The organism is Streptomyces sp. NPDC047043 (genome assembly GCF_040644055.1).
Classification (GTDB): domain Bacteria; phylum Actinomycetota; class Actinomycetes; order Streptomycetales; family Streptomycetaceae; genus Streptomyces.
The window spans coordinates 92395-105704 of record NZ_JBEYVO010000007.1 but is presented as its reverse complement, the minus strand read 5'-3'; the positions used below and the strand labels follow the sequence as shown (position 1 = coordinate 105704).

Annotated in this window: 10 protein-coding genes; 3 read left to right on the top strand and 7 right to left on the bottom strand. The window is 69.5% G+C overall.

All coding sequences use genetic code 11. The features are described 5' to 3' along the window. Window positions 1–46: 46 nt before the first annotated feature. Window positions 47–1456 carry a polysaccharide deacetylase family protein gene (locus ABZ880_RS12740; RefSeq protein WP_361260700.1) on the top strand — a complete coding sequence of 470 codons (1410 nt, stop codon included), beginning with the start codon at window positions 47–49 and terminating at the stop codon, window positions 1454–1456. Window positions 1457–1517: 61 nt separating this feature from the next. On the opposite strand, the gene ABZ880_RS12735 is transcribed toward ABZ880_RS12740, so the two are convergent. From ABZ880_RS12735 to ABZ880_RS12725, 3 genes are all read right to left on the bottom strand, one after another. Next, a complete protein-coding gene (locus tag ABZ880_RS12735) occupies window positions 1518–3242 on the bottom strand; it encodes a glycosyltransferase (RefSeq protein WP_361260698.1) in 1725 nt (574 codons plus the stop codon). Further along, the gene (locus ABZ880_RS12730) at window positions 3239–4507 is read right to left on the bottom strand and encodes a nucleotide sugar dehydrogenase (RefSeq protein WP_361260697.1); all 1269 of its coding nucleotides are present in this window, start codon (window positions 4505–4507) and stop codon (window positions 3239–3241) included. Before ABZ880_RS12730 ends, ABZ880_RS12735 begins: the two co-directional genes overlap by 4 nt. 312 nt (window positions 4508–4819) lie before the next feature. After that, window positions 4820–5836: a hypothetical protein gene (locus ABZ880_RS12725; RefSeq protein ID WP_361260695.1), complete on the bottom strand. Its 1017-nt coding sequence runs from the start codon at window positions 5834–5836 to the stop codon at window positions 4820–4822. A gap of 85 nt (window positions 5837–5921) precedes the next feature. Here ABZ880_RS12725 and ABZ880_RS12720 point away from each other — a divergent pair, with 85 nt between their 5' ends. Further along, complete coding sequence (locus tag ABZ880_RS12720; RefSeq protein WP_361260693.1) at window positions 5922–6812, top strand: NAD(P)-dependent oxidoreductase; 891 nt, start codon at window positions 5922–5924, stop codon at window positions 6810–6812. Beyond that, window positions 6812–7186, top strand: coding sequence for an NTP pyrophosphohydrolase (locus tag ABZ880_RS12715; protein WP_361260691.1), 375 nt, complete (start codon window positions 6812–6814; stop codon window positions 7184–7186). Before ABZ880_RS12720 ends, ABZ880_RS12715 begins: the two co-directional genes overlap by 1 nt. A 16-nt stretch (window positions 7187–7202) precedes the next feature. On the opposite strand, the gene ABZ880_RS12710 is transcribed toward ABZ880_RS12715, so the two are convergent. The 4 genes from ABZ880_RS12710 to ABZ880_RS12695 all read right to left on the bottom strand — a co-directional run bounded on the left by ABZ880_RS12710 (window position 7203) and on the right by ABZ880_RS12695 (window position 13083). Continuing rightward, a complete protein-coding gene (locus ABZ880_RS12710; RefSeq protein ID WP_361260689.1) occupies window positions 7203–8699 on the bottom strand; it encodes an amino acid permease in 1497 nt (498 codons plus the stop codon). A 145-nt stretch (window positions 8700–8844) separates the two neighbouring features. Then, window positions 8845–10773, bottom strand: a complete 1929-nt coding sequence (gene dxs, locus ABZ880_RS12705; RefSeq protein WP_361260687.1) for a 1-deoxy-D-xylulose-5-phosphate synthase — start codon at window positions 10771–10773, stop codon at window positions 8845–8847. Between the two features lie 205 nt (window positions 10774–10978). Next, the gene (locus tag ABZ880_RS12700) at window positions 10979–12295 is read right to left on the bottom strand and encodes a sugar ABC transporter permease (RefSeq protein WP_361260685.1); all 1317 of its coding nucleotides are present in this window, start codon (window positions 12293–12295) and stop codon (window positions 10979–10981) included. Continuing rightward, window positions 12292–13083 (bottom strand): ATP-binding cassette domain-containing protein, encoded by a 792-nt coding sequence (locus ABZ880_RS12695; RefSeq protein ID WP_361261075.1) that lies wholly within the window; start codon window positions 13081–13083, stop codon window positions 12292–12294. Before ABZ880_RS12695 ends, ABZ880_RS12700 begins: the two co-directional genes overlap by 4 nt. Window positions 13084–13310: the final 227 nt, after the last annotated feature.

Below are 13310 nucleotides of genomic sequence, written 5' to 3'. Positions count from 1 at the left end.
TTGGGGGGCGCGGATGAACCGGGAAAGGTCCCTGAACGCAGGGGGGTTGAGCCGTAGGTCCGCACTACGGCTCGCGGGAACCGGGGGGCTGGTGACCGCGGGCGGTGCCCTGCTCGGCACCGCGCCCGCCACACCGGCGGCCGCCGCCGGCATCGGAAACCTGGGCACACCACCGACGTACGCGCCCACCGGTCTGCGCCCCAGACGCCGGCCCGCGACCTGGTCCCAGCAGTTCCAGGCCGGGCACGGCTGGAGTGCCGCGGGCACCGGCACCTCCTCCGCCGACGTGAACGACACGTCCGCCTTCGTGCACGGAACCCAGTCGGTGCGCGTGACCACCACCGGCACGGGCAAGCAGTCGTACGTCAGGAAACTGGGCGGGGCGTCGACGAGCCTGACCGGCAAGGCGATTCGGCTCGTCCTCCGGGTCGACGACACGACGAACCTCTCGAAGCTGTCCTTCTATCTCGGCAGCGGCTCGCTGGCGAACTACTTCCTCTGGCAGTTCCACACGCACTCCGCGACGGCGACGAACTACGTCCAGTCCGGCGAGTGGGTCACCGTGCACCTGCAGTGGGCCGACGTGACGAGCGCGACCGGGACGTACTCGATCTCGTCCGGCGGTGTTCCGTCCACGACGACCGGGTTCACCGACATGTCCTTCGCGGTGTACGACAACGCGGGCGGCCCGGTGACGTACCACCTGCAGTCCGTGGAGCTCATCCCCGACACCGCGTCCGTCTTCCCCAAGGGCGTCGTCTCCATCACCTTCGACGACTCCCACGCCTCCGTGTACGGCCTGGCCCGGCCCGTGCTGGACTCGTACTGCTTCCCCGGCACGGTGTACAACATCGCCGACGCGATCGGCACCAGCAGCTATCTGACGCTTGATCAGATGCACTCGCTGCAGGACTTCTCGGGCTGGGAGATGGCGGGGCACTCGTACGCGACGAGCGCGCACACCGCGAGTTACAGCAAGCTCTCGGCGCAACAGGTGGACGACGACCTGCGCACCCTGCGGGAGTGGCTGGTCGGGAACGGCTTCACCAGCGAGCACTTCGCCTATCCGCACGGCGCGTTCGAGAAGACGACGGACGGTGTGCCGGTGGACCAGATCGCGAGCCGGCACTTCACCACCGCCCGGTCGATCATCTCCGAGACGATCGAGTCCTTCGCCCCGGCGATGCCGTACCGCCTCAAGGCACTCACCGGCGTCAACGACGGTTCGGGCGTGGGCGGTACGGCGCTGGCGAACCTCACGGCGGCGGGCGGCCGGCTCGACCGGTGTGCGAACGACGGGGACTGGCTGATCCTCTGTCTGCACCGGGTGGTCGACGCGGCTCCCGCCGCCAGTACGGAGATCAGCAAGGCGGGGCTGGGGACACTGTTGAAGGCGATCGCCGACCGGGGGATTCCGGTGGTGACGGTCGCGGAGGCGATGGCCTACTACAAGTAGGCGATACGACGGACGGGGGCGGCTCCTCGCTTCGAAGGAGCCGCCCCCCGTCCGTGCTGTGCTACCAGCCCTGTCCGTGCCCGTTGTTGCCCTGCTGCCAGGAGGGGTCGACGTACTGCCCCTGGTGGTCCGGGTAGTTGGGGTGCTGCCCGTTGTAGTACGGGTCGTGCTGGCCGCCCTGCCACTGCTGTTCTTCCGGCGTCCCCCAGGAAACGCGCTGCTGGGGCGCGTACGCGTGCTGCTCGTCGTAGCCGGGCAGCGGCTGCGGCTGGCTGGGGATGGCGGGGGCCACGCGCTGGGCCGTGCGGCGCAGGGCGACGCCCTCGAGACGCATCAGCTGGAGCGTCTCGGTGACCTTCTTGTCGGAGTACGGGTCCTCTTCCTCGAAGATCTCCGTCACGTCTGCCTCGTGGTCACCGGCCACCGACACCTCGACGCCGCCCTGGCGGGTGCCCCAGCTGCCCTTGTGCAGGGTGACGAGGGCGTAGAACCGCAGCGGGGTCAGCAGGGTCAGCTGGATCACGCCGTAGATGGGTGCCAGCAGGAACATGCCGAAGCGCTTGATGAAGCCCATGCCGCGGCGCGGGAAGTCGAGGTAGCGGACATTGCGCAGGTAGCCCATCAGCACCATGAAGACCAGGTAGTCGCCGATGTGGGCGACGAAGCGGTCCGGGTGCAGGATCGGCGTGATGACCATCGAGTAGAACATCGCGGTGCCGAAGACCAGCCACAGCGCGAGTTCCATGCAGGTGAGCCAGAAGGCCGGGCGGTACTTCTTCTGGTGCGTGAAGGCCCACAGGGACTCGCGGAAGAAGGACTTGTTCCAGCGGACCTGCTGGCGCAGGAAGTGCGGGAGCTTCTCGGGGACGGCCGTGTAGCCGACGGCGGTCTCCTGGAAGACGACCTGGCCCTCCATCAGGCAGTAGTTGGTCATTCGGCGGTCGTCGCCGAAGACGGCCGGCTTGCCCAGGAACTGCTGGTTGAGGAAGTCCGGCAGGTACTTGCGCACCAGGGTGCCGCGGTACGCGGACAGCGCGCCGCAGCAGCACAGGACCGACTTCAGCCGGGAGTAGGCGGCCCGCTCGAAGAGGAAGGAGTTGCCGTACCTGAGGTCCTGCAGGCGCGTGAAGATGTTGCTGTCGTGGTTGAGCGCCAGCACCATGCCGGTGGAGGCCATGATCTTCTCGTCGGCCAGCGGCAGCAGCAGCTCACGGACGGTGTCCCGGGACAGGACGGTGTCCGAGTCGACGCACAGGAAGATGTCCGAGTACGGCGCCGCCTCGAAGCCCAGCGCGAGGGCCTCGCGCTTGCCCTTGTTCTCGGGCTGCACGCTGACCGTGTACTTGACGCCCTCGGCCTCGAACTCGCGGCGCATCTTCTTCGCGGCCCTGATGCCGGAGTCGTTGGCGCTGCAGTCGTCGATGATGTGGATCTCGTTCGGCAGCCGGCTCTGCGCGAGAAGGCTGCGCATGCCCTGCTCGAACATCACCGGGTCCTCGTTGTAGATCGGGATGACCGCGGTGACCCAGGAGTTCTCCAGGTACTCCAGCTCCTCCCTCCCGGCCTTGGCCGGACGGTAGAAGAGGGCGCCGAACATCTTGAGGGCCAGCAGGCCCATGGCGCCCAGTGAGTACAGGTGCAGGGAGCCCGCGTCGAGCCGGGTGACGATCAGTGCGGCGAGGGCGAGGAAGACGAAGTACGAGACCTTCAGGTGCCGGCGCTTGCGGTGCGCGCGGCGGCCGCCGGACTCGACGGCACTCGGTATGTACGTATCGTCGGCAGTCACAGCTTGACCACCCGGGGGTGATCGGCGGACTTGCCCCGGGTGTCGAACAGGGCCCGCGCGCGGTCGGCCAGCAGGCCGAGGTCGATCTCCCGGTGGGGCTGGAGCAGGATGGTGAGGTCGGCGGTCTCGGCCTCGGCGAGGTAGTCCTCGGCCCGCTCGACCGACGCGCCGGCGACCTTCCAGTCCTCGACCCGGGGGTCGAAGTAGACGAGTTCGGCGCCCCGCACGAGGAGGTTCTCGGCGACGGCGAGGGCCGGGCTCTCGCGCTGGTCGGAGATGTCGGGCTTGTAGGTGACGCCGAGCAGCAGCACGCGGGAGCCGCGCACCGCCTTGCCCTGGTCGTTCAGCAGGTCGGCGGCCCGGTTGACGACGTGGACGGGCATGCGCTGGTTGATCTCCTGCGCTAGCTCCACGAAGCGGAACGGGATGCCGAGCGAACGGACCTTGTAGGAAAGGTAGTTGGGGTCGATCGGGATGCAGTGCCCGCCGACGCCGGGGCCCGGGTAGAAGGGCGCGAAGCCGAACGGCTTGGTGGAGGCGCAGCGGATCGCGTCCCACAGGTCGACGCCGATCTCACGGCAGAACATCGACATCTCGTTGACGAGGGCGATGTTCACGTGCCGGTAGGTGTTCTCCAGCAGCTTGGCCATCTCGGCCTCGCGGGTGCCCTTGGCCTCGACGACACGTGTCACGAAGCGCTCGTAGAGGGCCCGGGCCGCCTTGGTGCAGTCGGCGGTGACGCCGCCGACGACCTTGGGCGTGTTCTCCAGGCCGAAGGAGGGGTTGCCCGGGTCGATGCGCTCGGGCGAGAAGGCCAGGTGGAAGTCCTCGCCGACCTTGAGACCGCCGGCCTCCAGGCGCGGGCGGACGACCTCGTCGGTGGTGCCGGGGTACGTCGTGGACTCGAGGACGACGAGGGTGCCGGGCACCAGGTGGGCGGCGATGTCCTCGACGGCGGCGTTCACCGCGGTCAGGTCCGGGGCGTACTCGGTGAGCGGGGTCGGGACACAGATGACGACAGCGGCGGCCCGGGCGATCACGTCCGGCCGGTCGACCGCCTCGAAGCCCTGCTCGAGCATCGCGGCGACCTCGGCGTCCGTGATGTCGTCCACATGTGAGCGGCCGGAGTTCAGGCCCTCGACGACGGTGCGGCTGCGGTCGAGACCGACGACTTTCAGCCCTGCCGCCGCGGCCGAGCGGGCCAGCGGGAGTCCTACGTAACCGAGCCCGACAACAACAAGATCCACCGCGGAGGATCTGTTCACGACATCATTCCCAACCCCGTTGGCACGGCAAGACATGCGACGGCAAGACAAGCGCGGGCGGCTTTCGGCCACCCGCGCGGAATTCGAACAAGCTGTGGAAGGCTAACAAGACCTTCACGTTCTCACCACAGTCGCTCAAAGTGCCCCTTGTCACGCACGCATCCGTACAACCCTTTCCACCCCTTGTATGTCTCCTGTCACCGACTGCTCACGTGTGAGCCCGTTCGAACAGGAAGCGGAACGATCCGAGCAAAGGTGCCGGGCGACGGCAAGAACCGGCCAGAGCGGAAAGCGGAAGCGGAAGGGTGGCTGTCAGACCTCGCGCCACGCCTCCAGCGCCAGCCCCGGTTCGTCCTTCCGGCGGGTCAGCAGGAGCTGTCCGGTCGACGGGGACAACGTTGCCGCCACCACCCGGTCGTCCTCGTCGACCGCGAGCGACACCCCTGCGTCCGCGGGGAGTTGGGGTCCCGACTCGGTCCACCAGGCGCCCGCCGACTCCTGTTCGGTCGGGTACGCGGCGAAGGCGACGCGACCGCTCGACGAGCGCTGGGCGAGCAACGTGCAGTCGTGGCCGTCGAGTTCGCAGCGGACGGCGGAGACCGGGCCGGGCCCGGCGGAGGCGAGCAGCGCGACGGGCTTGCCGCCGGGGCGCCAGGCGCACAGGTCGCCCGAGTCGTCGGTGTAGAAGAGAGTGGTGCCGGCCGCGGAGGTGGCCAGGGCGCGCAGGGTGCCCGGCCGGACCGGGGCCTCGATCGCCTCCTCCAGGGCGGGCTGCGCACCGGGCTCCTCCTGCCGCCAGTGCAGGATGCCGCCGGGCACGGCCGCGTACAGCTCGACCCGCCCCGACTCCCCCGACACGGCCGCCAACTCCCCTTGTACGTCACGCCCCTTGAGGTCGCGCCAGGGATCCCAGCCGCCCTTCTCCTTCTGGGCGACCATGCTCACCCCGCCGCCCTTGTTGCGTACGAAGACATGGGCCCGGCCCTCGGCGTCGACCGCGACGGCGGGCGTGCCGGTGTCGGGGCCCTTCTTGTCGGGGTGCCCGATCGGTACCCAGTCGAGGGCGGCCAGCCGGGGCCGGAAGTGGGTGGAGTGCACCAGGCCGGACTCGCCGGAGGTGGTGGGCCGCCAGGAGACCAGATGGGTGTAGGAGTCGGCGCCCCGGCCGACGGCGGGCGAGAGGCGCAGCTTCTGGTCGCCGCCGATCCTGTGCGGGGCCGACCAGGGGCCGCCGGGGCCGCGTTCCGCGCGGCACAGGACGGCGTCGCCCGTCGGCAGGTAGACACTGAGCCGGCCGTCGCGGCCGCGTATGAGCCAGTCGCCGTTCACTGGTTCACTCTAAGCGGGCGGGTACACGTACTGCGTCCCGGGCCCTCGCACCAGGCAGCCACCGTACGAGAAGGAAGCCGACCACATGACCGACAAGCTCACCGTGACCGTCCTCGGCACCGGCATCATGGGCGCCGCCATGGCCCGCAACCTCGCCCGCGCCGGGCACACCGTCCGCGCCTGGAACCGCACCCGAGCCAAGGCCGAGCCGCTCACCGCGGACGGCGCCCATGTCGCCGACACGCCCGCGGAGGCGGTCCGGGGCGCGGACGTCGTACTGACCATGCTGTACGACGGTCCGGCCGCCCTGGACGTCATGCGCGAGGCCGCCCCCGCGCTGCGCCCCGGGGCCGTCTGGGTGCAGTCGACGACCGCCGGCATCGAGGCGATCGGCGGCCTGGCCGCGTTCGCCGACGAGCACGGCCTGGTCTTCTACGACGCCCCCGTGCTCGGCACCCGCCAGCCCGCGGAGGCCGGTCAGCTCACCGTGCTGGCCGCCGGGCCGCTCGAGGGACGGGCCGTGGTGGAGCCGGTGTTCGACGCGGTGGGCGCCCGCACGGTGTGGACCGGCGAGGACGGCGCGGCCGGCAGCGCGACCCGGCTGAAGCTGGTGGCCAACAGCTGGGTCATCGCCGCGACGGCCGCGACCGGGGAGGTGCTGGCCCTGTCCAAGGCCCTCGGCGTCGACCCGCAGAACTTCTTCGACCTCATCGCGGGCGGCCCGCTCGACATGGGCTATCTGAAGGCCAAGTCGGCCCTGGTGCTCAACGAGCAGTTGTCTCCGGCCCAGTTCGCGGTGGACACGGCCGCCAAGGACGCCCGTCTGATCGTCGAGGCCGGGCGGCAGAACGGTGTCCGCCTGGACGTGGCCGCCGCGAGCGCCGAACGCCTGGAGCGGGCCGCCGCGCAGGGCCACGCCGACGAGGACATGGTCGCGGCGTACTTCGCGAGCTTCGACGAGAAGCGGGCCGACTAGTGGACGAGAGCACTCCCCTGCTCGTGATCGTCGACGCCGCGAACGTCGTCGGGTCGGTCCCCGACGGCTGGTGGCGCGATCGGCGGGGGGCCGCGGAACGGCTGCGCGACCGGCTGGCGGCGGACGGTCTCCCGGGCCACCCGGGCCCCGTGGAGATCGTCCTCGTCGTGGAGGGGGCGGCGCGCGGAGTGGAGACGGTGCCGGGGGTACGGGTCGAGTCGGCGCCCGGCAGCGGGGACGACCACATGGTCGACCTGGTCGCCGGTGCGGGTGAGCGGCCGGTACTGGTGGTGACGGCGGACCGCGAACTGCGGCGCAGGGTTGGGGAGTTGGGGGCGGAGGTGACGGGACCGCGGTCGGTCAGGCCGACGTGATCCCGTCACCGCGGATTCAGGAGCCGCCGACCGGGGTCCGCTCCTGCCGATCGAGGCGGCTGTGCGAGCGGCCATAGAGGAAGTACACGAAGAAGCCGACGACCATCCAGATACCGAAGCGCAGCCAGGTCTCGGCGGGGAGATTGAGCATCAGCCACAGCGAGGCGCACACCGACAGGATCGGGATCACCGGCACCCAGGGGGTGCGGAAGGCGCGGGGCAGGTCGGGGCGGGTGCGGCGGAGGATGATCACGCCGATCGCGACGACCACGAACGCGAAGAGCGTGCCGATGTTCACCAGTTCGGCCAGTTCGCTGAGGCTGGTGAAGCCGGCCAGGATCGCGATGAGCACGCCGAGCAGGATGGTCGGCCGGTGCGGGGTCTTGAACCGCGGGTGGACGTGGGAGAAGAAGCGCGGCAGCAGCCCGTCGCGGCTCATCGCGAAGAACACCCGCGTCTGGCCGAGGAGCAGGATCATGCAGACGGTGGTCAGGCCGACGGCGGCGCCGAAGCTGATGAAGCCCGCGAACCAGGGGTGTCCGGTGTGCTTGAAGGCGTCGGCGAGCGGGGCGCTCACGGAGAGCCTGGTGTAGTGCTCCATGCCCGTGACGACGATCGACACGGCGACGTACAGCACCGTGCAGATGACGAGGGAGCCGAGGATGCCGCGGGGCATGTCGCGCTGCGGGTTCCTGGTCTCCTCGGCGGCCGTGGCGACGACGTCGAAACCGATGAACGCGAAGAAGACGACGGACGCGGCGGTGAAGATGCCCATCACACCGAAGTTGGAGGGCGCCCAGCCGAACATCAGCTGGATGAGCGGCGACTGGAGGCTGTTGCCCGCCTCGACGGTCTGCGCCTTGGGGATGAACGGGTCGTAGTTCTCACCATGGATGAAGAAGGCACCGGCGATGATCACGGTCAGGACGACGGTCACCTTGATCGCGACCACCACCGAGGTGACGCGCGCGGAGAGCTTCGTACCGACCACGAGGATGGCGGTCAGCACCAGCACGAGCGCGGCGGCGAGGATGTCGAAGCCGAAGCCGTCCGCCCCCTCCCTGCCACTCAGTGAGGCGGGCAGGTGCCAGCCGGCGTTGTCGAGCAGCGAGGCGATGTACCCGGACCAGCCGACGGCCACCACCGCCGTGCCGAGCGCGAACTCCAGGACCAGGTCCCAGCCGATGATCCAGGCGGGCAGCTCGCCCAGGGAGGCGTACGAGAAGGTGTACGCCGATCCCGCCACCGGGACGGTGGAGGCGAACTCGGCGTAGCAGAGCGCGGCGAGCGCGCAGGCGACCCCGGCTGCGACGAAGGCCAGGGCGACGGCCGGGCCGGCGTTGTTCTTGGCCACCGTGCCGGTCAGGACGAAGATGCCGGTTCCGATGATGACGCCGACGCCGAAGACGGTCAGATCCAGCGCGGAGAGGGATTTCTTCAGCGCGTGTTCTGGCTCCTCGGTATCGAGGATGGACTGCTCGACCTTCTTCGTCCGGAAGAGGGTGCTGGTCATGCGTACCTCCCACGCTGTGTCGTCCTCGACATGATCGAGAGGGGGCGTAAGGCGTATGCCCCGGCGCGGGCGGATTCACGCAGATGGGCCGCTTTCACCACCCCTTGGCGGTGGTGAAAGCGGCCCGTCCGGCCGTACGGAGGTGTCAGTCGCGCGCGGGTTCCACCGCGTCGACCTGGGCGGCGGCCCGGTTGAAGCGTCCGTCGAGCTTGGAGACCAGGCCGGTGACCTGGCGGGCGATGTCGGGGGCGGTGAGCCCGATCTCCGCCATGACCTCGGCGCGGGAGGCGTGGTCGAGGAAGCGCGGCGGGATGCCGAAGTCGCGCAGCGGGACGTCGACGCCGGCGTCGCGCAGGGCCTGCGCGACCGCCGAACCGACGCCGCCGACACGGGAGTTGTCCTCGACGGTGACGACCACGCGGTGCCGCTCGGCGAGCGGGGCCATGGCCTCGTCGACGGGCTTGACCCAGCGCGGGTCGACGACGGTGGTGGAGATGCCCTGCTTGTCGAGCAGGGAGGCGATCTCCAGGCACATGGGGGCGAGCGCGCCGACGGAGACGAGCAGCACGTCCGGGGTGTCCGTGCCGGGCTCGCGCAGGACGTCCATGCCGCCCACGCGTCCCACGGCGGGTACGGCGGGGCCGACGGCACCCTTGGAGAAGCGCACCACGGTCGGCGCGTCCTTGACCTCGACGGCCTCGCGCAGCTGCGCCCGCACCTGGTCGGCGTCGCGCGGGGCGGCGAGCCGGAGCCCGGGGACGACCTGGAGGATCGACATGTCCCACATGCCGTTGTGGGAGGCGCCGTCGGTGCCGGTGACGCCGGCTCGGTCCAGGACGAAGGTGACGCCGCACTTGTGCAGGGCGACGTCCATCAGGACCTGGTCGAAGGCGCGGTTGAGGAAGGTGGCGTAGACGGCGAAGACGGGGTGCAGACCGCCGTGGGCCAGGCCGGCGGCCGACACCGCGCCGTGCTGCTCGGCGATGCCGACGTCGTAGATGCGGTCCGGGAAGGTGTCCGCGAACTTCTTCAGGCCGACCGGCTGCAGCATCGCCGCGGTGATCGCGACGATGTCCCCCCGCTCCTTGCCGAGCTCGACCATCTCGTCGCCGAAGACGGAGGTCCAGTCGGCGCCGGAGGCCTTGATCGGCAGGCCGGTGTCGGGGTGGATGGGGCCGATGCCGTGGAAGCGGTCGGCCTCGTCCTGGAGGGCGGGCTGGTAGCCGCGGCCCTTCTCGGTGAGGCAGTGCACGATGACCGGGCCGCCGAACCGCTTGGCCCGCGCGAGCGCCGACTCCAGGGCCTCGATGTCGTGGCCGTCGATGGGGCCGACGTACTTCAGGCCGAGGTCCTCGAACATGCCCTGCGGCGCGATGAAGTCCTTCAGGCCCTTCTTGGCGCCGTGCAGGGTCTCGTAGAGCGGCTTGCCGACGACCGGAGTGCGCTCCAGGAGGTCCTTGCCGCGGGCCAGGAAGCGCTCGTACCCGTCGGTCGTACGGAGAGTGGCGAGGTGGTTCGCGAGGCCGCCGATGGTCGGGGCGTACGACCGCTCGTTGTCGTTGACGACGATGACGAGCGGGCGGTCCTTGGCGTCGGCGATGTTGTTCAGCGCCTCCCAGGCCATGCCGCCCGTGAGGGCGCCGTCACCGATCACGGCGACCACGTGGTCGTCGCGCTCGAGGATCTGGTTGGCCTTGGCGAGGCCGTCGGCCCAGCCGAGCACCGTGGAGGCGTGGCTGTTCTCGATGACGTCGTGCTCGGACTCGGCCTGCGAGGGGTAGCCGGACAGGCCGCCCTTCTGTTTGAGCTTCGAGAAGTCCTGGCGGCCGGTGAGCAGCTTGTGCACATAGGACTGGTGACCGGTGTCCCAGAGCACCCTGTCCTTCGGGGAGTCGAACACCCGATGCAGCGCGATGGTCAGCTCGACCACACCGAGGTTCGGGCCGAGGTGGCCGCCGGTCTTGGAGACGGCGTCGACGAGGAAGGTCCGGATCTCCTCCGCCAGCTGGTCCAGCTGCTCCAGGCTGAGCCGGTCCAGATCACGCGGTCCCCTGATGCGGGTCAGCAGCGGCACCCGTGCCTCCTTGCAGTAGAGCTGATCGAGCTGTTGCCGGGCTTGTCGAGTCTAATGTTCCGCCTTTGCGGACGACGCCCGGGCGGTGCGTGATACGTCACGCGATCGGCTGTACCCAAGATGTGGCGGTCCTACGACATGACTGTGCCCGGTACCGCCGTTGGTACCGGGCACAGGTCCGAGGGAGCAGTACGGCAGCCCGGGCTTACGCCCGGCCGGCCGCCTTCTGGCTCCTGCGGGAGACCGAGTCGATGACCACCGCACCCAGCAGGACCGCGCCGGTGATCATGTACTGGATGGACGTGTTCATGTTGAGCAGGTCAAGGCCGGTCTGGATCGACTGGATGACCAGCATGCCCAGCAGGGCGGACCAGACGGAGCCCCGGCCGCCGAACAGCGACGTACCGCCGATGACCGCGGCGGCGATGGCGAGCATCAGGGTGTTGCCGCCACCGGCGCTCAGCGTCGCACTCGCGGTCTGACCGGCGAAGAACATACCGCCGATCGCCGCGAACGCACCGGAGATGGCGAAGACGGTGATACGGATCAACGGCACGTTGATACCCGCACGGCGAGCGGCCTCGATGCCACCACCGACCGCGAACACCTTGCGGCCGTACGTCGTACGACGCAGCACGAAGTCCACGATCACCAGCGCCGCGAGGAAGATCACCAGCGCGTTGGAGACACCGGCCGCGTCGTTCAGCACGGCCGCGGCCACGAAGGACGCCACCGCGAGCGCACCGACGCGCAGCAGGATCTCGCTGGTCGGCCGGAACGGCACCCCCGCGGCCCTGCGGCGGCGCTGCTCGCTGAAGTTGCCGACGAGGGTCAGCACGACACCGAGACCGGCCAGCAGGTATGCGCCGATGATGGCCTGGTCCATGAAGAAGGAGCTCTGGCCGAGCAGATGGATCGGACCCGAGTCGGACGGGATGTTGATGGTGCCGCTGGAGCCCAGCAGCCACAGCATCAGGCCGTTCCAGCCGAGGAAGCCGGCCAGGGTGACGACGAACGCCGGTACGCCGATCTTGGCGAAGAACCAGCCCTGCAGCGCGCCGATGCCGAGACCGGTGAGGACCGCCAGGACCAGCGCCAGCCAGACGTTCATACCGTGTTCCACCACGAACACGGCGAACAGGGTGGAGCCCAGACCGCTGACCGAACCGACCGACAGGTCGATCTCGCCGAGCAGCAGGACGAACACCAGACCGATGGCGAGCATGCCGGTGGCCGACATGTAGTAGCTGATGTTCGAGACGTTGTCGGCGCTGAGGAAGCGGTCGTTCTGCAGCTGGAAGATCGTCCAGATGACGATCAGACCGATCACCACCGGCAGCGAGCCCAGCTCACCGCCCTTGACCTTGCGCGTGAACTCGGTCCAGTAGCCCTTGAAGCCCTCTTCGCGGACCAGCAGCCGGGGGTCGACAACGGTGATCCCCGCGGCGGTGGGGTCGTCGGTGGGCGCGACCGTGGTCTGCGCCTCGGCGTCCCCCTTGGAAACCTTCGATGTGTCGCTCACTGTGCGGCCTCCGCGCTGCGACGCCCCGCACGACGGGTCACGGCGTTGTCCGTGGCACCCGTGATCGCGGAGATGATCTCTTCCTGACTGGTGTCCTTCACAGGGAAGGAGCCGTTGTTCCTGCCCAGCCGCAGCACGGCGACGGTGTCGGCGACTGCCTTCACGTCGGCCATGTTGTGGCTGATGAGGATGACGGCGAGGTTCTGCTCGCGCAGCCGCTCGACGAGGTCGAGGACCTGCGCGGTCTGCTCGACGCCGAGCGCGGCGGTGGGCTCGTCGAGAATGACGACCTTGGGGTCGCCGATCAGGGCGCGCGCGATGGCCACGACCTGGCGCTGACCGCCGGAGAGGCTCGCGATCGGGATGCGCACGCTCGGGATGCGGATGGAGAGCGTGCTCAGCAGCTCGCGGGCCTTCTTCTCCATCGAGACCTCGTCGATGATGCCGCGATGCAGCAGCTCACGTCCGAGGTAGAGATTGCCGACCACGTCAAGGTTGTCGCACAGGGCGAGGTCCTGGTAGACCGTCGCGACGCCGAGTCCCTGGGCGTCGTGCGGCTTGTTGATGCTGACCGGCTTGCCGTCCCACTCGATGACGCCCTCATCGATGGGATGCACACCGGCGATCGTCTTGACCAGCGTGGACTTTCCTGCGCCGTTGTCGCCGACCAGGGCGACCACTTCTCCGGCGTGGACCTCCAGTTCGACGTCGGTGAGTGCCTGCACCGCACCGAATCGCTTGGAGACTCCGCGCAACGCCAGCACGGGCGTAGCGGACACGTTAACCATCTCCTTCGCCGCCTGACCGGCGGGGATGCCGCGCTTGGGGTAGGGCGCGGAGGGTTGTGCTGTGAGCACCGATTAATAAGTCGAACATGCGCGCGACCGATGCCTCTTGGCAACGGCTGCGTCCGCAGTGCTTCCGTCCGGCGCCCGCCCCGCAGCGGGGTGTTTGGGCGAGGCGGGCGCCGGACAGGCTCTGTGCCTGCCGTCGGGGCGAGTCCGCGAGGGACGCA